18 protein-coding genes are annotated in these 25,052 nt (G+C 46.0%); 5 read left to right on the forward strand and 13 right to left on the reverse strand.

The annotated features are described in order from the left end of the window. Positions 1-143: 143 nt before the first annotated feature. The 8 genes from BLCOC_RS21180 to dapF all read right to left on the reverse strand — a co-directional run bounded on the left by BLCOC_RS21180 (position 144) and on the right by dapF (position 11,434). A complete protein-coding gene (locus tag BLCOC_RS21180; protein ID WP_115623290.1) occupies positions 144-2,171 on the reverse strand; it encodes a beta-galactosidase in 2,028 nt (675 codons plus the stop codon). 61 nt (positions 2,172-2,232) lie between these two features. Continuing rightward, entirely contained in the window at positions 2,233-5,259 is a 3,027-nt protein-coding gene (gene lacZ / locus BLCOC_RS21185; protein ID WP_115623291.1) for a beta-galactosidase, LacZ type, read from the reverse strand. A 153-nt stretch (positions 5,260-5,412) separates the two neighbouring features. Continuing rightward, entirely contained in the window at positions 5,413-6,219 is an 807-nt protein-coding gene (locus tag BLCOC_RS21190) for a carbohydrate ABC transporter permease (RefSeq protein ID WP_029468069.1), read from the reverse strand. Beyond that, positions 6,216-7,109, reverse strand: coding sequence for a carbohydrate ABC transporter permease (locus tag BLCOC_RS21195; RefSeq protein WP_174717623.1), 894 nt, complete (start codon positions 7,107-7,109; stop codon positions 6,216-6,218). Before BLCOC_RS21195 ends, BLCOC_RS21190 begins: the two co-directional genes overlap by 4 nt. Positions 7,110-7,261: 152 nt before the next feature. Continuing rightward, positions 7,262-8,638 (reverse strand): ABC transporter substrate-binding protein, encoded by a 1,377-nt coding sequence (locus tag BLCOC_RS21200; RefSeq protein WP_115623292.1) that lies wholly within the window; start codon positions 8,636-8,638, stop codon positions 7,262-7,264. Between the two features lie 213 nt (positions 8,639-8,851). Next, complete coding sequence (locus tag BLCOC_RS21205) at positions 8,852-9,784, reverse strand: helix-turn-helix domain-containing protein (RefSeq protein ID WP_018594476.1); 933 nt, start codon at positions 9,782-9,784, stop codon at positions 8,852-8,854. A 503-nt stretch (positions 9,785-10,287) separates the two neighbouring features. After that, the gene (locus BLCOC_RS21210; RefSeq protein ID WP_155857179.1) at positions 10,288-10,464 is read right to left on the reverse strand and encodes a hypothetical protein; all 177 of its coding nucleotides are present in this window, start codon (positions 10,462-10,464) and stop codon (positions 10,288-10,290) included. Between the two features lie 124 nt (positions 10,465-10,588). After that, a complete protein-coding gene (gene dapF / locus BLCOC_RS21215; protein WP_029468066.1) occupies positions 10,589-11,434 on the reverse strand; it encodes a diaminopimelate epimerase in 846 nt (281 codons plus the stop codon). 248 nt (positions 11,435-11,682) lie between these two features. Here dapF and BLCOC_RS21220 point away from each other — a divergent pair, with 248 nt between their 5' ends. From BLCOC_RS21220 to asnB, 4 genes are all read left to right on the forward strand, one after another. Next, positions 11,683-12,528 carry an AraC family transcriptional regulator gene (locus BLCOC_RS21220; protein ID WP_115623293.1) on the forward strand — a complete coding sequence of 282 codons (846 nt, stop codon included), beginning with the start codon at positions 11,683-11,685 and terminating at the stop codon, positions 12,526-12,528. A 136-nt stretch (positions 12,529-12,664) separates the two neighbouring features. Next, on the forward strand, positions 12,665-13,510 hold the full coding sequence (locus tag BLCOC_RS21225; RefSeq protein WP_165907186.1) for a dipicolinate synthase subunit DpsA: 846 nt from the start codon (positions 12,665-12,667) through the stop codon (positions 13,508-13,510). 55 nt (positions 13,511-13,565) lie between these two features. Continuing rightward, on the forward strand, positions 13,566-14,144 hold the full coding sequence (locus BLCOC_RS21230; RefSeq protein WP_115623295.1) for a dipicolinate synthase subunit B: 579 nt from the start codon (positions 13,566-13,568) through the stop codon (positions 14,142-14,144). Between the two features lie 116 nt (positions 14,145-14,260). Beyond that, positions 14,261-16,111 (forward strand): asparagine synthase (glutamine-hydrolyzing), encoded by a 1,851-nt coding sequence (gene asnB / locus BLCOC_RS21235; protein WP_115623296.1) that lies wholly within the window; start codon positions 14,261-14,263, stop codon positions 16,109-16,111. An 81-nt stretch (positions 16,112-16,192) separates the two neighbouring features. Here asnB and tsaA read toward each other — a convergent pair whose 3' ends face one another. Further along, positions 16,193-16,912, reverse strand: coding sequence for a tRNA (N6-threonylcarbamoyladenosine(37)-N6)-methyltransferase TrmO (tsaA, locus tag BLCOC_RS21240; RefSeq protein ID WP_081732566.1), 720 nt, complete (start codon positions 16,910-16,912; stop codon positions 16,193-16,195). Positions 16,913-17,052: 140 nt separating this feature from the next. Continuing rightward, complete coding sequence (locus BLCOC_RS21245; protein WP_029468062.1) at positions 17,053-18,672, reverse strand: ABC transporter ATP-binding protein; 1,620 nt, start codon at positions 18,670-18,672, stop codon at positions 17,053-17,055. Between the two features lie 259 nt (positions 18,673-18,931). Between BLCOC_RS21245 and BLCOC_RS21250 the strand changes: the two genes are divergently transcribed. Further along, a complete protein-coding gene (locus tag BLCOC_RS21250; protein ID WP_115622538.1) occupies positions 18,932-20,107 on the forward strand; it encodes an IS110 family RNA-guided transposase in 1,176 nt (391 codons plus the stop codon). 441 nt (positions 20,108-20,548) lie between these two features. Here BLCOC_RS21250 and BLCOC_RS21255 read toward each other — a convergent pair whose 3' ends face one another. From BLCOC_RS21255 to BLCOC_RS21265, 3 genes are read right to left on the reverse strand one after another with little or no spacing between them, the layout of a single operon-like run. Then, positions 20,549-21,580, reverse strand: a complete 1,032-nt coding sequence (locus tag BLCOC_RS21255) for an ArsR/SmtB family transcription factor (RefSeq protein ID WP_115623297.1) — start codon at positions 21,578-21,580, stop codon at positions 20,549-20,551. Continuing rightward, a complete protein-coding gene (locus BLCOC_RS21260) occupies positions 21,577-22,767 on the reverse strand; it encodes a GGDEF domain-containing protein (protein WP_165907337.1) in 1,191 nt (396 codons plus the stop codon). The genes BLCOC_RS21255 and BLCOC_RS21260 overlap by 4 nt, the downstream gene beginning before the upstream one ends. After that, positions 22,754-24,919, reverse strand: a complete 2,166-nt coding sequence (locus BLCOC_RS21265) for an EAL domain-containing protein (protein WP_115623299.1) — start codon at positions 24,917-24,919, stop codon at positions 22,754-22,756. The genes BLCOC_RS21260 and BLCOC_RS21265 overlap by 14 nt, the downstream gene beginning before the upstream one ends. Positions 24,920-25,052: the final 133 nt, after the last annotated feature.

Below are 25,052 nucleotides of genomic sequence, written 5' to 3' on the forward strand. Positions count from 1 at the left end.
CTCCTTATCCTGCGGTGCGCCTCCTCTTAGGAGTGCCTCATCTTCTTCACATTGCCAAAAAAGCAGACAAAGTGTCAATCTGACCTCCTTGTCTGCTTTCTTTCCAACCTTAGATTCATTATATCATCTCAAACCGCACATGTCTATTTGCTTTTTTTGAGAACCACCATATCAAAACCCTTTACAGTACCGTCGTATTCTCCATACCAGACTGTGAACGGTCCCTTCGGCAGCCGCACTTCCACACTTTCCGGATCAAAGTTCTGCACGATCAGGTAAAGCGCATCTTCCGTCTCTCTGGATGTCACTTCAATGCCGGCAGGAATGTGGTGAACATAGCGCTTGATCCCTGCCTCTTTTACCAGTTTTCTGTATAATTCATCGTAAAGACCCTGCTCAAAATCCGCACATACATAGTAAGCTTTTCCTTCACCATAAGAATTACAGGTCAGCGCCGGCATCCCCGCATAAAAATCCTTTCCGTAGGTCATGAGGACTTCCGCTCCGTTTGTTCTCACCAGATCACAGAGATGTTCACATGTATAGGTCTTTGTCATGCACAGGCCGTTTCCTTTAACCGGAACGCCGCAGTTGGTCTCCCCGTCGTACAGTCCGTCAATTTCCGTACTGCGAAGACCGCACACCTCCATAAGTCCGTGAGGGGTTCCGCCCAGGAAGCAGAGGTCAGTATCATCCACAATACCGGACCAGTATGTGAGAATCAGTTTTCCGCCTGATTTTACAAACTTCTCTGCTTTCTCCTCAAAACCTGCCCTGAACATATACAGCATAGGTGCCGCCACGATCTTATAACTGTCCAGCTCCTGCTCCATGTCAATGACATCCACATCAAGTCCCAGCTTGCGGAAAGCATAATATGACTTTTCTACAGCCTCTTTATAATACAGATTTTTATTTCTCGGACCTGCCGCGTCCTCCATGGCCCAGCGGTTTTCCCAGTCATAGATAACCGCAGCCTGTGCAGAAGTATAGCTTCCTGCCATCTCACCGAGAGCATCCAGTGCTTCTCCCACTTCCGTAACCTCGCCGAACACTCTGGTATCCTCACCACCGTAATGGTCAATAACAGCGCCGTGGAATTTCTCGCTGGACCCCCGGCTCTGACGAAGCTGGAAATACTGTACACTGTCTGAACCATGAGCCACTGCCTGCAGGGATGCTGCCCGCAGCATACCCGGTTTTTTCAGCTTGCTCACACTCTGCCAGTTTGTAGCTGACGGACAGGATTCCATAAGCAGAAACGGCTTTTTCAAAATGCTTCGCATAATGTCGTGCTGCATTCCTGTATCCATGGCTGTAAGAGATTCCGGTCCTTTGTGCCATGTGGGATAATTGTCCCATGTGACGATATCCACCACGTCCTTAAATTTGTGGTAATTCAGTCCGCCGTAGTTATACATCATATTGATCATAACCGGAAGGTCTGAGCCGCCGTCTTTTACTGCCTGTGCCTCATGCCGCACAAAATCCACAGTTCTGTCTGTCACAAAGCGCTTCCAATCCAGATTTAATCCGTGAAGCCCTGATTCTCCCCTTGGAGACGGGCTTTCTATCTGTGAAAAATCATTGTAAATGTGGCTCCAGAAGGTTGTGGCCCAAGCTTTGTTCAGGGCATCTATGCTACCGTATTTTTCCTTCAGCCATCTGCGGAATTCTTCCTGACAAAGGGGACAGTGGCATTCTCCCCCATACTCATTTGACAGATGCCAGCCAATGACACCCGGATGCCTTCCGAATTTTTTGGACAGAGCCATATTCATCTGACGCACCTTATCCCTGTATACAGGAGATGTGTAACAGTGATTATGTCTGCCGCCAAACAGATTTCTGTGCCTGTCAGCGTCCACCCGCAGAACCTCCGGATATTTATCAGCCATCCATTTCGGACGGGCACCGGAAGGAGTTGCCAGGATCGTGGAAATACCGTTTTCCCAGAGACGATTGATGATCTCTTCCATCCATCCAAAATTGTATGTACCCTCACACGGCTCCAGAACGGACCAGGAAAAGATACCCAGAGACACTTCATTGATCTTTGCTTTCTTAAAGTATTCTATATCTTTATCCAGGATTTCCGGGAAATCCAGCCACTGTTCCGGGTTGTAGTCCCCGCCGTGGATCATCTTGCCAAAATTAAACTCTCTACCCATATTGATCCTCCAACAGGCCGGCCTACGGTAAACCGGCCCCGTTCTTTCCTGTTCTGTTTTCTTAAATTCCTCTGAAGCTGAAGTTAAATTCCATTTTGCCGTCTGCGTTCAGAAGATATTCCGGATGGGTCTTAGAACCCCAGCTATCATCACCTGCAATACCCATCTGTTTTGCAGATACTCTGACCACCGTGTAGTGTACTTGCGGAAGCTCAAAGGAATGCGCTGCATTTTCTATCTCGTGAGGCGTATACGGAAGTGCTGAGAATTCCATTTTATCCCCTGCAAAAAGCATTCCTCTCCCTTTTCTGTCTGTGACACTGGCCCAGCGGACTCCTACCTTGTTGCCGCATTCCTGGGGAACCAGATATTCAGCCATATTATCAGAGACTTTGTTCCTGTAAATGCCCAGCTTTGCCCCGTGACAGCGGTCCACATACGTCTCCTCCGGCCCCATGCCGTACCATGTCACATTGTCATAGTCTGCGTCAAACTTGAACATTACGCCGAATTCCGGCATATCGCCCAGCTCCTTTACCGGTTCATAGGAGAGCACGGTTTCTATGGTTCCGTCACCATAAACTTTGTAGGCAAGGCTGCACTCTGCCGATGGAACAGATGGCATATAGTAAGTATAGGTGACCACTGCGCAGTCTTCCAAAACCTCCAGTTTAGGGATCCGGTATCCGCCCTGTGGGTCCTTGTGGTTCAGATACATGCTTGCCAGTTTCCACTGTCCGTAGCGCATGGGCATCAGATTACCGCAGTCGTTGTCCGTTGGCGCTCTCCAGAAATTGGGCTTCGGGATTGCTTTGATCATCTCCACGCCGCCATACACATATGAAACAAGCCCCCCGTTCAGGTAAGAGAACAGAACACGGAATCCATCCCCGTGAATGCCGATGTTGTGTACACTCTTCACGATATCCATCCTGCCTCTGTGCTGTACAGCAGGTGCTTCAACCTGATATACGCCCTGTCCAAAGGCAACTTCATGGCCTCTCTCTGCCCACAATGTGTCCTCTTTCAGACGGAAAGAGACAGTGACTGCATATTCTCCCGGCAGTGTCTGGACATCCACCGGCAGCTGGTACACATCCTCCGAAAGAGGCGCTGTATGTGTTTCCAGGCACTCTTTTTTCAGCAGACGTCCATCCTTTTCCAAGAGTACAACACAGTCAAAGCTGTCTGTATTCACAAACAGATTTTTATTGACCACCCGTACCTTATCTTTTTCCACAACTGCGGTGATATTCTGATAGTTAAACTTCACTTCCTGCATTTTAGGAGAAGGCTCACGTTCTCCTCCGTATGCAATGCCGTTGCCGCTGAAATTATAGTCACAGGGACGGTCATCAAAATCTCCGCCGTAACCCAGGAATTCTTTTCCATAGCGGTCCTTTTTATAAATGGACTGATCAATGTAATCCCAGATAAATCCGCCCTGATATAAAGGCTCTGCATCGGTCAGATCCGTGTATTTGTGCATGGCGCCACAGGAATTTCCCATGGCATGAGTATATTCGCAGCAGATAAAGGGTTTGCTTCTGTCCTTCTCCAAGAATTCTTTGATGCTCTCCACCGAGGGATACATCTGGCTCTCCATATCACTAGTCTCATTGTATCTGCGGTCCCAGAACACGCCTTCATAGTGTACCAGTCTTGTGGGGTCTTCCCTGCGGTAGAATTCTGACATCTCATAGATATCCTTGCCGCCGAAGGATTCGTTTCCACAGGACCAGATCAGGATTGCCGGATGGTTCTTGTCTCTCTGATACATGGAATTTACACGGTCCAGCATCATACCCAGCCATTCCGGATGGTCACAGGGCACAACTTTATTAAGATCCGGCGCTTTTTTCTCCGCCTGGGAATCCCAGGAGCCATGGGACTCCAGGTTGTTCTCCGCGATCATGTAAAGCCCATATTCGTCACACAGATCATATATATCTGAGCCATCCGGATAGTGGCAGGTACGTATGGCATTGATATTATTTCTCTTCATTGTGACAATATCTTTTATCAGCTCTTCCCTTGACACATGACGGCCGCTCACAGAACTGAATTCATGGCGGTTCACGCCTTTGAACACTACTCTCTTGCCGTTCAGCGTCATGATACTGTCTTTCATCTCAAATCTGCGGAAGCCGACCCGGTATGGGATCACCTCCTTAAGGTTTCCGGCCTTGTCATAGACCTGGAAAAGCAGGTCATAAAGCGCCGGTGATTCCGCACTCCAAAGCTGAGGCTTATCCACCTTCATGACAAGTTCTGTCTCACCGCCTAAACTGCTCTCCTCTGTCATCAGTGTTTTTCCGTCCTTTGACAAGGAAACCTTCACATTTCCTTCCGCTGAAGCCTTGAGCACGATCTCCAGATCTGCTTTAGTAAAGGTATCATCCAGAAGTGTGCGGATCCTCATGTCCTCCACATGCACCTCAGGCACCGCAAACAGATATACATCTCTGTAGATTCCTGAAAAACGGAAGAAATCCTGGTCCTCACACCAACTGCTGCTCGTGAATTTGAAAACCTGGGCTGCCAGCTTGTTCTCCCCTTCCTTCAAATATGGGGTCAGTTCAAACTCTGACGGTGTAAACGTGTCCTCACTGTATCCCACATAATTGCCGTTGAGCCAGACAGCAATGCCGCTCTCCGCGCCCTGGAACGAGATAAAAATACGTTTCCCTTTCATGTTCTCAGGCACTTCAAAATATTTGGCGTAGCTGGCTGTTGGATTAAACCGTGTGGGTATCTCCCCCGGCTCCAGTTCTTCCCATCCCTCCCAGGGGTACTGTACATTGGCATACTGAGGACAGTCATATCCCTCCATCTGGATGTGGGCCGGCACATGGATATCATCCCAGGATCTGCAGCAGTAATCCATGGCCTCAAACCCCGGAATCGTACTGTCATAGTTCTTAGCGTAATGGAATTTCCACAGACCGTTCAGACTATACCTGAAATTGTCCTGCTTCTGCTCCAATTCCTCCATAGAAGCATAGTATCTGTGGTCGGAATGGGCATTTACCCTGTTTTCCTGGAACCAGGAAGGGTCTTTCACTTTCTCGTAATGAAATACTTTCATCTCTACCTCCTATTGGTTATCCGGCAGATATTTCCCCGCTTCCCATCTGCCATATAGTTAAAAAATCAGGCGGATATCTCATGAAATCAAAATATCCGCCTGTATAGTACATATTTTCAACAGCCCGGCATCAAAGCCGGCATCTGTCTCTTTTTATTTAACAGCACCTGTAATACCTTCTGCAAAGCTCTTCTGCAGACAGAAGAATACAATTGCGGTAGGTAACGTACAGATGAGTACGCCCAGCATCAGCATACCGTAGTCAACGGTATAACCACCCAACAGGTTGGCTACCAGCATAGGCATGGTAATGGAGCTGTCTGTCTGTAAGATTACCTTTGGCCACAGGTAGTTGTTCCATGCATTCATGAACGTGATCGTCATGGCTGCCGCGTAAGTGGAACGCATGGTCGGGAAAAACATACGGAAGAAAATCCCTGTTTCACTCAGACCGTCAAGGCGGGCCGCCTCAATAATATCATGCGGGAACGAACGGGCACTCTGCCTGAACAGCATGATCAAAAACGGCGTGGAAATAGTAGGAAGCATAAATGCTGCCATACTGTTGACCATTTTCAAAGTGGAGAACATCTTAAACAGAGGGATCATGATAGCTGCGAAAGGAATCATCATAGCTGTCAGAAGGAGTGTCATAACAACATCCTTGCCCTTGTCATGATAGATCTCAAAGCCGTAACCTGCGATAGAACATACCAGCAGAGCCAGTACCGTCAGGATAACAGCATTTCTAAAGGAGTTCCACATAGCTCTTGCCAGGTCCTGATTGTCCAGCAGAGACTTGAAATTGGACACAATATAACCGCCTGGAATCAGTTTGCCGGCAACCACGTCCGTACTTTTATTGGTTGCTCCGCAGAACATGTAGTACAGCGGAAATACAGATAACAGGGAAACGATCGACAGAAATACATACTGGAATATTTTTTGGCCTTTATTCATCGTTCATCACCTACTTTCATCTGGATAACTGCCAGAATTGCCACCATGATCAGTACAATGATGGACATTGCAGCCGCATAGCCGAAGTTCGGGCTTTGTACAAAGGACGTATTGTATATGTAGTGGGACAGAGTCATAGTTGTCTTACCCGGTCCGCCGTTAGTCAGGTTCAGAGACTCATCGAACAACTGCAGTGTACCATTTGTGGACATGATCGTTGTCAGAAGAATCGTAGGTTTCAAAAGCGGTACTGTGATCTTGAAGAATGATTGAAGCGGTGACGCACCGTCAATCTTGGCAGCCTCATATACGGAATATTCAATATTCTGCAGGCCTGACAGATAGAATACCATATTATATCCTGTCCATCTCCAGATCAGAGCGATGATAATAACCGCCCTTGCGGTCCATGCATTTGCAAACCACATAATAGGATTCAAACCAAATCCTCTTAAAACTGTGTTGATAAAACCATCATTTGCAAACATTGAACGGAAAATCATTGCATAGGATACAAGGGATGTTGCACAGGGAAGGAAAATCGCTGTACGGAACAATCCTTTGAACCGCAGATGCTTATTGTTCAGCATAGAAGCCAGTGCCAGTGCCATTACCAGCATGACCGGTACCTGAATGATCAGGTAGAAGAATGTGTTGAACAAACATTGTTTAAATGTAGGGTCTTTCAGAATACGGAGATAGTTCGCAGCACCTCCGAAAGTCAAATTAATACCAATACCTGTCTGCAGTGACATAATGAACGCTTTGATCATTGGATAAAAACTCATCCAACAGATCAGGGCCGTTGCCGGGATCAGGAAAATCCAGCCGGTCACATTATGTTTCTTTTCCAGAGACATCCCTTTTTTATTAGGACCACTCATAAACATGCACCCTCCTTTTTCATTTTTAATTATGAACAGATACAGAACTTCTTTTCTCTCCGTACCTGATTCAAAAAGGCCTGCCGCTGCCTTTAATAAGCAGCAGCAGACCTTTCATTTCTTAGAAATAAAGAATCAATTCAGGGGTCTTTTATTGATCAGCCGCCCATTGTGAAGTCTACAGTGTCCTGAGCTTCCTGAAGTGCGGTTCCGATGTCAGTACCCTGCTGTGTAATCTGGGAAAGTGCAACACCGATAGCGTCACGAGCGTCGTAGTAGAACGGTCCTGTAACGTTAGAAGGTGTCTTGGTAGCAAAGTCTACGATCTTAGCATATACTTTGTCATTTGAGAAGAACGGAACTTCCTGATTGTAAACATCAGAATCACCAGCCGGTGCCCATGTTGCCAGTGCGCCCTTTGAAATCAGGTCATCATAAAGTTCTGTGCTTCCGCCGAATGTGGATTTCAGGAAATCTACGGCTAAATCCGGTTTTTTACAGTTGGATGTAACTGCCCATGAAGAACCGCCATTGTTGGAGTAATTACTTGCCTCACCAACGCCTTCCATCTTAGGCATATTTGTGATAGCCCATTTTCCGGACTGATCATCCTGTGCTGTTACAGTAGCCATGATCCAGCATCCATTGATAACGCCTGCAACTGTACCGTTGTTGATAGATGCAACATACTGATCCCAGTCAGTTACTTCAAGTAATGTGCCGTCTTTTACCATCTGAGAATAAATCTCTACAGCTTTCTTAACAGCTTCATTGTCAACGATATTTGCTTTTCCGTCTTCTGTGAAGCAGGAAGCTCCCACAGACTGGATCATCATCATGATAATATCGGTAGAACCTGCCTGCTGTGTCAGCAGAGGCTGTCCTGTTTTTTCTTTGACAACTTTAGCTTTTTCCATAAAGTCATCCCATGTGATATCTGTAAAGTCATCTACAGTATATCCTGCCTCTTCCAGCATATCTGTTCTGTAGCAGCTGATGGCAGCACCGTTATCGAACGGAACGCCGTAGTTCTTGCCGTCTAAGGTAGAGTAAGCTACTTTGGCTTCAGAGAACTGTGTAAAGTCAATACCCTTATCTGCTAAGTCAACGAAGATATCCGGGTAGTTGGTAGCGTATTTCTGGAAGGAGTTGTCCTGCATCAGGAAGATGTCAGGTAAAGTGCTTAAATCGCCTGCTGACATAGCAGTTGTCAGTTTTGTCTCAATATCATCTGACTGGATCTCTGTAACTTTAACGTTAAATCCGTCATGATCCTTTGCATAGATCTCAGCAGCTTTATTGATTGCATAGATGTTGAAGTTCGGATCCCAGCACCATACAGTCAAAGTATTGTCATCATCTGTAGCTGCCACGGCTTCACCTGCCGCATCATCTTTTTTCTCATCTGTTCCGCTGGTATCTTCTTTTTTTGTATCACCGCCGGTGCTTCCGCTTCCGTCATCTCCGCCTCCGCAGGCTGCAAGTGAAACAACCATCATAGAAGCCAGCATAGCTGCAACAATTTTTTTTCTCATAAATAAATACCTCCCTTTAATTATTAGCATCAACACATGAATGTACATACAGTCCTATCATTCGACAAATTGTTTGTGTAATATGACCATATTTCCGTTTTTTCACGGTCCAGCATATATGTATATTACATCATTTCGCCGCATATGTCAACAATTCATTTGTCTAATTTGTACATTGCTTATTTTTTCTGATATTTACCCGTCTCCGGGGCCTCACCAGCCCTTTAAAACCGATACATTATAGTTGGAAGGGTTGTCTTCTTTTCCCCTTGCCGCGCTTCTCCACTGGTGTGGAGCAGTCCCCACAATCTTCTTGAAATTACGGATGAATGTGGCTGATGCCTGGAATCCAACCTTAACGGCAATGTCCTCCAGACGTTCATCTGATTTTGCCAGAAATTCACATGCCCGCTCAATCCGTACAAGATTCACATATTCTGCCGGAGATGTATTCATATATTCTGTGAACACTCTCCTGAAATGTGTCTCGCTCATATGGCAGATCTGAGCCAATTGTCCTACCTTTATCTCTTCCTGATAATGTTTTTCTATGTAATCCAGAACTGCCAGGATACTGTTCAGGCTTCCGTCATCTATGACTTTTGCCTCCGGCACACTGTCCGCAGGATTCATCCTGGCTATTTGAAGAAGCAGTGTGAGCAGGCATCCCTGCACGCTCTCCAGATAAAACTCCTCTTTGTTCCGCATCTCATTCAGAATGACACGGACAAGCGCATCGATCTCCGGCGCCTCTTCCCTGCTGGTCAGAAACATACGGCTGTGAAGCCGTTCAAGCACCGTATTGGCATACACAGGTTTGTCTGCGTATACTGTCTTCAAAAAACGCTCCGTGTCTATAAAAAGGTATTCCCAACTGTCAAAGACTTCGTCTCTTCCCGTTGTGTGATGCGGGAAATTCTTGGGGATCACCGTGATCGTGCCCTCCCCATACCTGACGTCCTCTTTTCCCAGGTGCATAACACCCTCGCCATAGCAGCAGTAACCTATCTCCATATAGTTATGAAAATGCATTGGATCACTTCCATACCTAGTTACCCAGCGTTCACCCATAAGTGCAATCAAAGGCACACGCTGCGGAATCTCATAATACCGGAATTCTACGTATTCTTTTTCTTTCTTCTTCATCTGCAGGCCCTCATTTCCATAATAAACTAATCTTTATACTTTAGCTTATCATAGCCGCTTGGACTTCGTCAAATTTTTAAGGGCTTGTTAAAAAAAACGTACAACTTCGGTTATTGTGGATTCTCTCAGACTTTTCTTATAAGGAATTCCCCCTTGTCCAGGATTTTTTTCCGATCACCATTGTCAATCGGCCTAATCGCCTTGGCTTTTACCCCTCGGTTTTCATCAATTATACCATCATATCTCCGCTTATTTTACTCATAATCGATTCGTTTTTTTGCATTTTCAATCATTTTTAGCAGTTTTGCTCCCATCTTTTTGTGTCATGTGCCAGGTTTTTTGTAAACTCCCACCCAAAAAACTGACCAATCCAAAGGAAATACCGGCACTTTTACGAAAAATACACGTCAGGACACCTGCGCCAAAGAGAGCATGAGCCACAGAACATGCAAAAAGGCTCCCGCACAGCCTGTATGCTGCCGCGGAAGCCCATCTCTTTTTATTTATTCTTCTGCCTCTGTATTTCCTTTGCTGTTATTTAAAAAACTGTCCATCATTCTTATGAGATCCAGCGCACTGAGAAAGGAATATTCCCTGTCCCTGTATTCCAGAATCCCCTGCCAGCTATGATGTTCCTGTGAAGTTATCGTCACCCGGAAGGTCGTCTTATGATCCTGCATCTGTGTCACCCCTTAACTATGAAAGCATCTGATCATCCTCTGCTCAGGTTTATTGTAACCCCGGCAGGGTACAGTGAAAAGCACCGTTCAGACACTTTCAGGAGCTTTTATACAACGATGGGACCTATGGTTCAAACCGAAGGAAGTCCTCTGTCATTTCAATCCGGCATACACTCTGTACGCTTCCTGTCATTTTCACCCGCCATTCCTCATCAATCTGGATCCAGAGCTTGCCGCCCGGCATGTGTACCATCACATCGGAATCGATCATCCCCAGCCGGTATGCCGCGCCTGCTGCTGCACAGCTGCTGGTGCCGGATGCCAGGGTATATCCCGCCCCCCGCTCGAATATTTCTATCTGAATATTATTTTTGTCCAAAACCTTCATGATCTGCGTATTGATCCGGTCATGAAAATACTCGGAACGTTCTGAAAAGGCGCCTATTTTACAAATCTTTTCCCTTGAGATTTCATCCATGGGGATCACACAATGTGTATTGCCCATAGAGACACAGGAACAGTCATATTCCTTCTGTCCGAATACCATTTTCTCTCTGAGCGCCTCTCTTGTCTCCCCCACAAGGCCTGCGTCTTTACTGGAAAAGGACAGTCTTCCCATATCCGCCTGTATCCTTGTGCCGTCTGCGTTGAGAAAGCGCACCTGTACATTTCCACCTTTTGTTCTGATATTCAACCGCTCACTGAGGGTATATCCCGCGTCTTTTAAATATTTTGCAAAGATACGGATACCGTTTCCCGCTCTCTTGGCTTCACTTCCGTCCGGATTAAAAACACGGACGGCAAAATCTCCGTCTTCTATATAAGGACCTGCCAGAATACCGTCTGAACCCACTCCGAAATTCCTGTCACAGATTTTCCGGATCTTATCCGCATCCAGCTCTTCTGTATTCTTTTGACAGTCATACACCAGATAATCATTTCCTATTCCGTGATATTTTTCAAATTTCACTGCTCTCTTTCCTTTCCTTAGGCGCTCCTTTTGCATTGGCGGCCATACCATATTCTATGTTACTATTCAGCATTTCGGTTTCATAGCAACAAAAGCATGCACATAGACTGCAAAAACCGCAGTCTTCCATTGTCCCTGTAGTCTGTATCTAGTTTATCAGACACTTTTGTGTTATAATATAAGCATCGTGTCAAAAACATTGCAAAACATGCTAAACACAGAAAAACATCCCACAGGAGGAACCTGAATTGGATTCTTACAGCAAAACCGGTTATCTGAAAGACGATTTCCGCCTCTTTCATATTACAGACGAGGAGGAAAACAGTTTTTCCTATCACTATCATGATTTTTATAAAATACTGATCTTCATACGCGGTGACGTCACTTACCACATCGAGGGAAAATCCTTTGATCTAAAGCCCTATGACATAGTCCTTGTAAATGCCGGCGAGATCCACAAGCCGGTCATCAACAGCAGCTCCGCCTACGAGCGGGTGATCCTGTATATATCGCCTGAATTCATGGATTCCTGCCGAGACAAGGAGGATTCCCTGAACCAGTGCTTTGTGCAGGCCCAGGCCAGCCGTTCCAATGTGCTGCGCATTGAGCTGTTCAGCCAGAGCCGCCTGTATCAGGTCCTGCAGGAACTGGAAAAGTCCTTTGAGGGCGGAGCCTTTGCCGCTGCCCTGTACCAGAAAGCGCTCTTTATGGAATTTCTAATCCTCCTGAACCGTTTCTCCATGGACTCCTACTCAGGCACATATATAGAAAACAGCCGCTGCAATTCCAAAATCCTGCCTGTTCTCGACTACATTGCCGAGCATCTGGCAGAGGACATCTCCATCGACCAACTGGCCTCCTGTTTCTATATGAGCCGTTATTACCTCATGCACCTGTTCAAACAGGAGACAGGATACAGCGTAGCCAGCTATATTTCCACCAAACGCTTGCTGCGGGCCAGGGCATTGATCCAGAACGGCATGTCTGTCACAGATGCCTGCTATCAGTGCGGTTTTAAAAATTACTCCTCCTTTTCCAGGGCTTACAAAAAACTCTTCCACACATCCGCCAGAGGAGAGCGGAACCAGTCATAAAAAGCCTGATCCTTTTACACATCTTTTTTTCCTCCTACATATAGTAAATAAGAGTAACGGTCCGGCACTTCCAGGATCACCGGCAGCACGTTGTGCCGGGTCGTTACCAATAAGTGTTCCATTCAGGAGACAGACAATGAGCCACAAAAAATTTGATTTTGCAGTTATCGGCGGAGATATGCGCCAGGTCTATCTGGCCGGTTATCTCTCGGAATGCGGCTGCAGAGTATGTAAATATGCGCTTTGTGCAGATACTCCGGGCGCCTCCTGCTATGCTGCCTCTTCTCTTTTAGAAGCAGTTTCAAATGCAGAGACCGTCCTTGCGCCGATCCCCATAAATAAAAGCAAAGAGATTCCTCTGCCCCTTCTATCGGATCTTCTTGGGGAGGGTCAGTCCTTATTTGCGGGATGTATACCCAGAGACTTCCAGGAAAAAGTATTTTCAAAAGGAGTCTTTGTCTCTGATCTGATGAAAGACGAGATACTCACCGAAAAAAACAGTATTGCCACAGCAGAAGGTGCTGTGGCGGAAGCCATTCAAAAAAGCAGCCGCAATCTCCACCAAAGCCGCTGTCTCGTATTGGGATACGGAACCTGTGGAAAAACCCTGGCTGCATACCTGAAAGGGATGTTCTGTCATGTAACTGTATGTGCCAGAAGACCCGGCGTACGGGCAGAAGCTGAGATACTGGCAGGGGAAGCCCTCTCCTGCGAGACACTGGAAGAAAAGGCGGGCAGTTTTGATTTTATCTTTAACACTATTCCAGCCCAGATCATTGACAGGTCACTTTTAAAGAGCCTTAAGAAACAGGTTCTGATCATTGATATCGCTTCTGCTCCCGGCGGTGTGGACTTTACCGCAGCCAGGGACCTGGGGATATCCGCATATCTCTGTCCGGGACTTCCGGGGAAATATGCCCCTCGTTCCTCTGCCTATGCCATTGCAGAAGCTGTTTTTCGTAAATTAAAGGAATATGAGTAACAGGATCTCCCATTAGGGAACGTTCTGTTGTCATATATGATAAGGAGAAGAATCTATGTCATTAAAAGGAAGGAAAGTGGGAGTAGCCTTTACCGGCTCCTTCTGCACATATAAAAAAGTGTTTGATGAATTACAGAAGCTGGCGGAGGAAGGCGCCGAAATACAGACCATATTTTCAGATGCCGCCCAAAGCATTGACAGCCGTTTCGGCAATGCAGAGGACTTTATAGAAAAGGCACGCAGCATTACAGGCAGAGAACCAATACTCACCATCCCACAGGCAGAACCTATCGGTCCCAAGAGCCTACTGGATATTCTGGTGATCCTCCCCTGCACAGGCAATACCATAGCAAAACTTGCCAACGGCATCACAGATACTCCCGCCCTCATGGCAGCCAAGGCACATCTGAGGAACGAAAAACCTCTGCTTATCTCTATCTCCACCAACGATGCACTGGGAATGAATATGAAAAATATCGGCCTTCTTTTGAACGCCAAAAATGTCTATTTTGTTCCTTTTGGTCAGGATAACCCAGAAAAAAAGCCCAATTCCATGATCGCACACACAGAACTTCTCATACCTTCTATTGAGGCTGCATTAAACGGAAGGCAGTACCAGCCGGTTATACAGTAACCGGGAAACCGCTGCCGCCCACGGCTTGTTTTTCAACCGGCAGGATTTTGTCTGTACGGCCTGCAGTGCTGTACAGGCAAATCACTGCCAAACCAATCGCAGAAAGGAGAATTGCTATGTGTGGAATCGCAGGATTTTGTGATCCGAAAGGAAATTTTTTTGAGGAGGAGGGGAAATGGAATCACATATTAGATAAAATGAACCGGATACAGAAACGCCGGGGACCAGATGACCAGGGTACTTATCTGGACAGAGGCTGCGGCCTGGCCCATGTAAGACTGGAGATCATTGATCTTGTCACAGGCCATCAGCCCATGATATACACAGATGCTTCCGGGACTTATGCCATTGTCTACAACGGTGAAATATACAACATGCCTGAGCTGAAAAGAGAACTGGAAAAGGAAGGGGCCGTCTTCAGGACCGCCAGTGATACGGAAGTGATACTCCATGGATTTATGCTGCACGGGGAGGAATATCTCAAAAAGCTAAACGGAATTTTTGCCATAGCGCTCTGGGATTCCCATAAAAACCGCCTCTGCCTGAGCAGGGACCGTCTGGGGATCAAACCACTCTTCTATACCTGGGCTGACAGCTCTTTCGTATTCTCCTCTGAGATCAAAGGGCTTTTTGCCTATCCCGGTGTGACACCAGAACTGGACAGAGAGGGTCTCTGTGAAATATTCGCCCTGGGTCCTGCCAAAAGTTACGGAAAAGGGGTATTTAAAGGTGTATATGAGGTACTTCCCGGCCACTGTCTGGCGCTGGACGGCAACGGTGTCTCTGAACATGCGTATTGGAAGCTGGAAAGCCGCCCCCACACAGATTCTTTTGAAAAGACAGTGGAAAAGACCGCCTGGCTTGTGGAGGATGCTGTAAAAAAGCAGATGCTCTCTGATATTCCTATCAGCACCTTCCTCTCCGGCGGTGTGGACAGCAGTCTTGTCACGTCCATCTGTGCCGCGGAACTGAAAAAACAGGGAAAAGTCCTAAACACCTTCTCCTTTGATTTTAAAGACAATCAAAAATTTTTCAAATCTAACGCCTTCCAGCCCAGTCTTGACCGTCCATGGGTAGAAAAAATGGTGGAGTACGCAGGCACAAACCACCGCTTTTTGGAGTGCGACAATATGGCCCAGGTGGACTGTCTGTTCAAGGCTGTGGATGCCAGAGATCTGCCGTGCATGGCAGATGTGGAATCCTCCATGCTCTATTTCTGCTCCCAGGTAGTAGAGCACAACAAGGTGACTCTCACAGGAGAGTGTGCAGATGAAATTTTCGGAGGATATCCATGGTTCCATAAAAAAGAGGCCTTTGAGGGGAATGATTTTCCCTGGTCCATGAGCATGGAACCCAGAAAAATCCTGCTGTGTGACGATTTTGCCCAGTCTCTTCGCATGGAGGAATACGCTCACGCTGCCTATGAAAAAACCATCCGTGAGACTCCCCTTCTTCCCGGTGAAGCACCGGAAGAAAAACGACGTCGGGAAATCTCCTACCTGAACCTGCGGTGGTTTATGGCAACACTTCTGGATCGTATGGACCGCACCAGCATGTACTCCGGCCTGGAAGCCAGGGTTCCTCTGGCAGACTATCGGATCGTGGAATATGTCTTCAATGTCCCATGGAATATGAAATGCCCCAATGGCATTGTCAAAGGGCTGCTGCGCCACGCCGGAGAAAGGTATCTCCCCGGAGAAATCCTCTGGAGGAAAAAGAGTCCCTATCCCAAGACTTATGACCCGGCCTATGAAAAACTCCTGGGAGACCGCCTAAAAGAGGTTCTGGCAGACCCCAACGCCCCGATCCGGCAGCTTCTGGACACCCGCAAAGTCCATACATTTCTGGAAAGTCCCTCCGACTATGGAAAGCCCTTCTACGGACAGCTCATGGCAGGCCCCCAGATGCTTGCATATATGCTGCAGGTAAATTACTGGCTGGAAAAATATAAAATACACATTTTATAGATCAATACCGATGAAAGTGCGCAGGCTCGCTGAATGGTCACTGTTTTTTGCAGCCATTCAAGCAGGTCTGCGCGATCATTTTCATACCTGAGGCACCACTTCACAGACGGTAAGGCATCCCTCTCTGACTGTAAAGCGGATTTCCATCCCGGCAAAACCAAATCCGTAGACCCGCTCCGGGTCGTTCTGGTATGCAGGCCTCGGATCATTTGCCAGGACTCCCCTAAGGGCTGCTCTCTTATCTTCCGGTACTATTTCTTCCAGTTCCTGTGGAAATTCCACCTCCAGCCTGTCCTCTCTGTGTCTGGACGCAAAACCGCCGTCTGCCTCCGGGTGGCTGTCTGAGTGAGGTACATAGGGCTTGATATCAAGAATCGGTGTTCCATCCATTAAATCCGCCCCTGTCACATGGAGAACGGGGCCGTATTCGGGAAGGATTTCAATCTTCTCCAAACGGACACAGGACAGGCCTATGGGATTCGGGCGAAAAGGAGAACGGGTGGCAAACACTCCTTTTCTGGTATTTCCGCCCAATCTGGGCGGCCGTACCGTAGGGGACCAGGTGTCTCTTGCAGACTCTGAAAATTCCCAGATAAGCCAGATATGGGAAAATTCCTCCAGACCGCGGACAGCATCAGGGTTTCTGTACTTTGGTTCAAATATCACGGTCCCGGCAAGCTCTTTCACCAGGCCGCTCTGGCGGGGAATGCCGAACTTTGTGGGGAAATCCGTATGAATATGGGCGATTTTGTCTATTGTCATGTATCTCTCTCCGTTTCTGTCATTTGCCATTTTTGCCATTTTCCCTCTCTGTATACCTTAAAATACTTTTGAGAAACCGTATATGTTATATGGATGAGGGGCTGTTGATTTTAAGTAACCGTTCGGATTATCTGAACAGTTAGGATTTAAATACAGCATATCGCAATTTTTACAAACAATCAAGCAGCCTCCAGCCTCAAAATGGCATCGTACTGTCCTGCAAGGCGTTTGTCCATATGGTGTGTTATGGTAATGACCGTCAGATTTTTTCTTGCCAGCAGATTCTTTTCGATTTCAAATGCGGTTTCCGGGTCAATGGCAGAAGTCCCCTCATCCAATATAAGAACAGGAGTCTTTCTGATCAGCGCTCGGGCTACAGCGATACGCTGTCTTTGTCCTCCTGACAGGAGTTGACCGTTTTCCCCTACCTTTGTATCGATACCGTTTTCAAGGCCGGACAGATACTCCCACATTCCGCTTTCCCGCAGGGCTGCATATATCTCTTCCTCTGTGTACTTCTGTCCCAGACAGATGTTGTCACGGATATCCGTGTCAAAGAGAAACACATTCTGATGGATCACTGCTATCCTCCTGTTGATCTCCTGCTGGTTCATCTCTTTCACAGAAATTCCGTCTATGTATATCTGTCCCTCAAAATTCCTGGAATATCCGGTCAAAAGTTTGATAAGTGTGGACTTTCCGCATCCGCTCCGGCCTTCAATGGCGTATTTCTTTCCCGCCTCAAACAGAAAATTCTCATGCTCCAGCACCGGATGCTCCTCCGTATAGGCGAATGTAAGATCTGTACATTGAATGGCACTTTGCAGTCCCGGTATTTCAGCACGGCCATCCATTCCTACTCTGTCGTCTTCTTCACATTCCATTAACTCCGCCAGATGCTCCATAACCGGTTGAATCCCCTGTATCTTAGGAAAATTCTGCAGAAGCATTACCACCGGAGTGACAAAAGTCCCGCTAAGCTGGATCAGCGCAAGAAGTGTTCCCATGGTGATCTTTCCCTGCATCATCTGCCAGGCGGCCACAAATACGATCACAATAACCGTCAGGGAAGAAAAAATATCAGAAAAGCTCTCATTGACTGCCATCAGCCTGTCTGCCGCAAACTTTTTTCCTGCGGTTTCCCTATTCACCTTCACAAATCTGCCCATAATACAGGAAAAAGCGGAATATCCCCTTATCACTTCATAGCCGTTAAGAAAATCTTTTGCCGCCACGGTGAATACAGACAGCTGTTCCGAATATGCATCCTGCCTCTCCTGGAGCTTTTTTCCCAAAAGTGCAGGCACAGCAAACAAAACCACCAGAAATCCCAGCAGAATAACTGTCACCATGGGACTTAAGTAAAAAAGGATTCCCAGGGTAGCTAAAAACAGCACAGCCATCTGAACACAAAGCAACAGCGGGATCAGATAATTATCCTCCACCAGTTTCACGTCATTTACAAGAGCAGACAGGTAATCGGCAGTGTTCCGGGAAGCATATTTTTCCGGTTTCCGTTTCATCACTCCCTTAAAAACCCTGTCACGCAGATTCCTGGTCACATTCCTCAACAGGAACTTTCCCATCAAAGCTTCCAGAAGACTGACGCCTCCCAGCGCCCCCAGATAGACCAGCATCACGACCAGCACCCTGTAAAATCCTGCCGCATCCCCTGCAGCCGCCACGTCTATCACTCTCTGCAGCAAAATAGAGACAAAAGCCGCCAACAGTGAGGACACCCCTCCAAAGAAAATGGTGCCTGCCAGGAACAGACGGTCTTTCGACTTATATAGCTTCATTTTATTCCTCCTACTATTATATAAAGTCATAGTCTTTCTTTACCTTTTCTACAGGTTTGACTATGCTATTTTAAGATACTGTGGATTGGTTATCACCTCCTACCACTTGATGGTTTAAAAAAGGCTCCAACCACAGTCTCTTTGTTTATTTGTTAATCAGTTAGTTACCGCATGACGGTTTATCAAGAAGTAGGTTACGATTGCAAGGAGCCCTGTGGATCTTAAGACAGTATCAATACTTTATATCAGGAGGTCCTATATGATTTACGTAGGAATTGATGTCGCAAAAGATAAGCATGATTGCTTTATCACAAACTCTGATGGCGAAGTCCTTTTCAAGGCTTTTACCATCAAAAACAATCTCGATGGGTTCGACGAGCTTTATCAGAAAATAGAATCCGTTATGGAAGATGCTTCTAAAGTAAAAGTAGGCCTAGAAGCCACTGGACACTATAGTTACAATCTTCTCGGATATCTGCTTGATAAAGGTCTGGCCACCTTTGTTATCAACCCGTTACATACTAATCTGTACAGAAAAAGTCTAAGCCTTAGACAGACGAAAACGGATAAAGTTGATGCCCATACAATTGCTTCTATGCTAATGTCTGACGTGAACTTAAAGTCCTACTCAGACACATCGTATCACAACGAAGAGCTTAAGTCACTTACTCGCTATCGTTTTGATAAAGTTAAAGAACGCGCGAAGCTTAAAACATCTATATCCCGTCTTGTATGTATCCTTTTCCCTGAGTTAGAAAAGCTTGTTCCAACACTTCATCAGAATTCTGTTTATGAGTTACTCTACGAATTTCCTGGTGCAAAACAGGTAGCTAATGCACATCTCACAAGACTTTCAAATCTTCTTGAAACCGCATCTAAAGGCCACTACACAAAAGAAACCTCTATCGCTTTTAGAGAGGCTGCAAGAACCTCTATCGGTTCAAATATGCCAGCTAAATCGCTTGAATTAAAGCACACCATTAAGCTCATTAGAGAGCTAGATTCTGAAATCGAAGAGATTGAAAACGAGATTAAAGTCATCATGGATGAAATCAATTCTCCAATCCTTAGCATTCCTGGAATCAGCTATCGAATGGGTGCCATGATTATTGCTGAAATAGGTGACTTTAGCCAATTCGACTCTCCAGATAAGATCCTTGCTTATGCAGGAATGTCGCCTTCTACCTATCAATCCGGCCAGTTAGATAACTGTTATGCCAGAATGGAAAAACGTGGTTCTAGATACCTTAGATATGCTCTGTTTAATGCAACCGCATATGTTTGTCTATGGGATCCAACCTACAAGGCTTATCTTGCCAAGAAACGAGCTGAAGGCAAGCATTACTATGTTGCAATGTCTCACGCGACCAAGAAACTAGTTCGGCTAATTTATCATCTCGAACGCACTGGACAGCAATACCAAAAAGCAATCTAATTCTTCCAACATCATATCTTCTTGTCAGAGCATCATACTCGATGCTCTATTTGTCATGCAATTTTCAAGGTACTGATTGCGATGAATAAGTCATCGCCACTATACTCAAAACATCTCTGTTTTTGAAACTATTTATTGACTTTCTTTAATAGTTAGTCTTTTTATTCCTATTAAATCCAGTTTGATAACAGCAAGTTAATTTTATATACTTGAAATATATTTCATGCATATAAAATATCATATTATTTTATATATGTCAAATTAATTTCATATCAATCAAATCAATTTTCAAAAGAACCCTCACGCCGACTATACTTTTTCCAAATCCGGCACTTTTATTTCACACTATTTTTATTTCACACTATTTTTCTTCCCCATCACAGCGACAACGTTTATGCTGTCACAGAGCCAATCTGTTATGATAATAAAATGGAGGAGATGCTATAAAAGCATCTCCTCCACATTTTTCAGAAACTCCCGTATGGACTCAGTCTGCAGGCAATAATAAACTTTCCCATCCCTCTTCTCCACTGAGACAAAATCGCATATCAACAGGAAGTTCATATGGTGAGAAACGGTTGAAGGTGACAGCCCCAGGCTTTCAGCCAGCTCCAGATTAAACTTTTTTGAACGTTTCAGATCACACAGGATATCAAGCTTACTCTTGTCGCTGAGTGACTTTGCCTGGCGGATGATGATCTCCTTGGCGTCACTTCCCAAGCCTTTCCCCGTATTCAAATACCCCAGAAGAACCCCCTGATATCCCCGTGTTTCCATAATGATCTGTGCCATAGGCGTTCCCAGTGACATATAGACAACATGGTCTTTTCCACTGGATTCTGCAATTTTTGAATAATTGTACGCTTCCGTGTCATCATTTTTCAGCAAAAGCTTTTCCAGAGGTTTTTTCACAGACTGCCTTGCTTTTTCAAATGCCGGAAGGTTCAGTTTCAGCATTTCGCTGAGCTGCTGCAACCACCAGACCGGTTTTCTCAGCCAATTCAGGACATACCACATTTCCCGGCTCTCAATACTCAGGGTATCCATGAATTCTAAAAGCGCCTTTTCCTCTGAAATGTCAGGCAGGTCATCCTCTGACTTTATATTCTGATTCTTCTCCACATCCACCAGGTAATATGCTATTTTTCTGCGAAGCCTGTCAGGATCAGCCGTTTCAGGGTGTTCCACATATTCGCGGTTTTCCACTGCCAGGGCTGCGATCCAGAAAAACATATCAAGAGATTTGTCTTTGTAGAAAAATTCCTCCTGCGGCGTCTTTACTTTATATTTCAAAAAAGTCCTGATATATTTTTCAATGACAGGGAAATGTTTCTGATAAAAAGCCTCTCCGCCAAGCCCGCAGTCACTCAGTTCCAGGATGACTTCTTCCCGCCACTTATTCAAATCCTCAATACTGAGCAGCGCAAGGGTTTCGTATATTGGGTCCAGCTCTCTTTTCAATATGATCCTCATAAAACTCCTCCGATAAAGATTTTATCTCTATACTTTTCCTTTTTCTGTTCATACATCTGTGCGTCCGCTCTTTTATAGGTATCTTCAAGAGACGCATCTGTTTCCTCATCATAGAAAGCATATCCTGCTGACATCTGAATCTCTGTATCGGCAGACAGACCGTCAACACGTCTCCTCCGGCATGATTTTTCTATCATTTCCATAATATGTTCACGGGGAACTTCTTTTAAAATAATAGTAAACTCATCTCCTCCTGTCCGGTACAGAGTCGCCTGCTTCGGAAGATAGGATTTTAAGATTTTGCATCCTGCCTGGATATACTTATCTCCGGCAGCGTGACCAAAGGTGTCATTGATACGCTTTAAGCCGTCTAAATCCACAGAGACAAAGGCAAATCCGCTCTTTACCTTTACTGTCTCCAGGTTATGGATATCTACCTCAAAGGCATTTCTGTTTTTCAGTCCTGTGAGCAGATCCGTATTGGCCATATCCTGATAAGCGGGATTAGAAATCCTGCGGAACAGCATAACCGCTATGACAGCAGTGATGATACAGAATATACAGATGATAACAGGCGCCGCAAGCTGCATACTTCTGAAGGTGCGATATTGGTCAGACGCATCAAATTCGATACCCAGCACGCCCACCACCCGTTCTTCATCATGCATAGGAAAATAAGCGATAAAAACATTACCCCAACTAGTATGCTTGATCTTTTTCGGGAGCACTACCTGGTTCTCCATGGCCATTTTCATATCCGGAATGCATTCCGGCTCAATGGCATCTCCTATATAACGAAAATCTTTGCTCTTAACCGGCAGTCCGTCCACCAGATAGATAAAGGTACCGTCTTCTTTTTCTTTTGCGGTATACAGATATCTGACGCCTGTGGCTGTCCTGACATTTTCCAGAGTCTTTTTTGCCTCCTGATAAAGATAAGATGTACCGTCTGCCCTGCTGTTCAACCCCCGAAAGGTTTCCACATCCAATCTGCCGTCCGCATACTCATAAATGCTGTTTGCCCTGGACCGGAGCGCCCGTATCATACCGTTATAGGTAAGGCAGTAACTCACCACAAAGGTGATCCCGCACGAGATCACCACAATAATGGCCGTCATAAGAAAAACCTGTAAATCTACCCTGTATATCTTTTTAAAGGAGCCTGGCGCCGTTTTATCTTTTTTCATCTTCCACCTCGCCGTAGGATACATTTTCCACCATCCCCACTGCCTTCACCGTTCTGCCTTCTTTATTCTTGATCGCAGTGAGCGTAATACGGTTGCGGACAATGCTTCCATCCCCCATTTTCGCCTTGACCACGCAGGACGCTCTGTCCTCTCCCCTGTATATGGCGCGGTATATTTCACGGAAGGTTTCCTCATATCCCTCGCAAACTGTGTCCTGCTCGATAAATCCTTCCGGCGCATTTGCAACCGTGGCGTTCAGGCCGAAGGCCTTCTGTGCGTATTCTGAATAATAGGCTGTCCGCGTCTCTGTGTCCAGCTCAAAGATCACTGTATTGGTGGCCTCCATAGCCAGACGGAAGCGTTCCTCACTGATACGCAGGCTCTCGATACTGTTCATGCGAACCGTTTCATCTGAGAGAGCTGCGTAAAATATATCATTTCCATATTGGGAAGTCAGACAGAAAAAGCGGACTCTGAGCCAAAGAACGGATTTCCCTTTTCTTTTTCTCACAAATACTTCCGCGCCCTCCTCCTCTTTGCTCTGTTTTGCCTTAGCCAGCGCCTCTGTCATCTTCTCTCTGTCCTCAGGAAGAATATCCTGCATAACATCCACATGACCACTCTCACTCATCCAGTATTCATCCATCAGCCTGTAGTATTCTCCATTGGCTCTCAAAACGCAGAGAGAAGTACCGTCGTAGCTGTACTGAGCCACAGCGCCTGTAATATTGCCAAGGAGGCGGTCAGTCAGCGTATCTTTGTGGAACAGATCGCTCAAATCCAGCAAGTGGCTGCTTCCAACCTTTTTTTTGCCTCCATCAGAAAAATCCACCTTTCCCGGTGAATGAAGCAAATGCTCAAACTCCTCAACGCTCATAGGACAGTAGTAATAAAATCCTTGTCCATAGACACAGCCCACACTGCGCAGGGTTTTCACATGCTGCTCCTTATTGACGCCCTCAGCGATCACCGGAAGGTTCAGCCATTTGCTCATATGCAATACAGCGTCTAGGATTCCCAGACTTTTCAGCCCTTCCCCTTCCATGAAACGCATGTCCATTTTCAAAATATCAATATTGGTGCTGCTTAACATATTCAGGGAAGAATATCCGTTTCCGAAATCATCCATCAGAATAGTAAATCCACTTTTTTTCAGTTTTTCTGTCTCTTTGATTATCCGCTCCGGCTGGCCGGCATATACACTCTCTGTAATCTCCAGCTCTATCATACCGGATGGGATCTGATACCGCTCCATAATGTCCGTCAAAACAGAACACACGTCCATATCAAAAATGTCCATGCGCGACAGATTGACAGATACGGGAACACACGGTCCGCCTTTATCAAGCCAACGTCTAACCCAGGCTGCCGTCTCTTCCCAGACATATAGATCCAGTTTTTCTATAAAATGGTTCTTCTCAAACAGAGGCACAAAATCCCCCGGCAACAGCAGACCTTTTTCCGGATGCTGCCAGCGCACCAGCACTTCTGCCCCTACAACTTTTCCGCTTTCCATATTACACTTTGGCTGCATATAGATTTTGAATTCCCTGTTTTTGATCCCTGCCGCCATACTGTTAGTGATCTCCTGCTCCCTGAGCAGTTTTTCCCGCATCCCCTCCCGGTACACTGCTACGTGATGGTCATTGCCCTTGATAGAGTTTAAAGCCATCAGCGCCCGGTCACACATATTTCCCACTGCCGGTTCTTCCCCCTCCGTTCGGTAAATGCCGACTGCGGGAACAGCCTGTGCATCCATGGGTTTTTCACTGAAGATCCCAAGTATCCGGTTCACTGTACTTGACTCATCCTCCGCTGGAACGCAGAGTGCAAAGACATCATCCCTCAGATTCCCCGCAACACTTTTACCTTCCCGGATCATGCATTTTAGCTGTCCTGACACATATTTCAAAAGCAGGTCCCCCTGCTCCCTGCCGTACAATTCATTTACTAATTTAAACCGCTCAATATCGATACAGATGATTTCAAAACGGGTCTGAGGATTCTGCCGCATGATCTCTTCGGCTGACGCGCAGAAAGCTTCCCGGTTGTATAAATTTGTCACCTGATCATATTTTTTCAGATAAGTGATATTTTCTCTTAACTTTCTGTTCTCCTCCAGAAGGTCTTTATAATTACAATCTTCCTGCATCTTAAATCCTCAATGATTCTTTCGTTATATTTGGGTTGTTAGATTTATTTTTATTCTATCACTGCTATGAGGAAAATGCTATATAATTCTCTTGTTCCCGGCAGCCGGCAACATACGGAGCAAAATGCTCCTG

Origin of the sequence: Blautia coccoides (assembly GCF_034355335.1) — a bacterium.
In the GTDB taxonomy this organism is placed as follows: domain Bacteria; phylum Bacillota; class Clostridia; order Lachnospirales; family Lachnospiraceae; genus Blautia; species Blautia producta.

Coding starts and splice junctions, on each gene's coding strand:
- BLCOC_RS21190 (WP_029468069.1), bottom strand. CDS start 6,219: ATGAATAAAGGCCAAAAAATATTCCAGTATGTATTTCTGTCGATCGTT.
- asnB (WP_115623296.1), top strand. CDS start 14,261: ATGTGTGGAATCGCAGGATTTTGTGATCCGAAAGGAAATTTTTTTGAG.
- BLCOC_RS21225 (WP_165907186.1), top strand. CDS start 12,665: ATGAGCCACAAAAAATTTGATTTTGCAGTTATCGGCGGAGATATGCGC.
- BLCOC_RS21250 (WP_115622538.1), top strand. CDS start 18,932: ATGATTTACGTAGGAATTGATGTCGCAAAAGATAAGCATGATTGCTTT.
- tsaA (WP_081732566.1), bottom strand. CDS start 16,912: ATGGCAAAAATGGCAAATGACAGAAACGGAGAGAGATACATGACAATA.
- BLCOC_RS21255 (WP_115623297.1), bottom strand. CDS start 21,580: ATGAGGATCATATTGAAAAGAGAGCTGGACCCAATATACGAAACCCTT.
- BLCOC_RS21195 (WP_174717623.1), bottom strand. CDS start 7,109: ATGTTTATGAGTGGTCCTAATAAAAAAGGGATGTCTCTGGAAAAGAAA.
- BLCOC_RS21265 (WP_115623299.1), bottom strand. CDS start 24,919: ATGCAGGAAGATTGTAATTATAAAGACCTTCTGGAGGAGAACAGAAAG.
- lacZ (WP_115623291.1), bottom strand. CDS start 5,259: ATGAAAGTATTTCATTACGAGAAAGTGAAAGACCCTTCCTGGTTCCAG.
- BLCOC_RS21260 (WP_165907337.1), bottom strand. CDS start 22,767: ATGAAAAAAGATAAAACGGCGCCAGGCTCCTTTAAAAAGATATACAGG.
- BLCOC_RS21230 (WP_115623295.1), top strand. CDS start 13,566: ATGTCATTAAAAGGAAGGAAAGTGGGAGTAGCCTTTACCGGCTCCTTC.
- BLCOC_RS21205 (WP_018594476.1), bottom strand. CDS start 9,784: ATGAAGAAGAAAGAAAAAGAATACGTAGAATTCCGGTATTATGAGATT.
- BLCOC_RS21210 (WP_155857179.1), bottom strand. CDS start 10,464: ATGCAGGATCATAAGACGACCTTCCGGGTGACGATAACTTCACAGGAA.
- BLCOC_RS21200 (WP_115623292.1), bottom strand. CDS start 8,638: ATGAGAAAAAAAATTGTTGCAGCTATGCTGGCTTCTATGATGGTTGTT.
- BLCOC_RS21245 (WP_029468062.1), bottom strand. CDS start 18,672: ATGAAGCTATATAAGTCGAAAGACCGTCTGTTCCTGGCAGGCACCATT.
- BLCOC_RS21180 (WP_115623290.1), bottom strand. CDS start 2,171: ATGGGTAGAGAGTTTAATTTTGGCAAGATGATCCACGGCGGGGACTAC.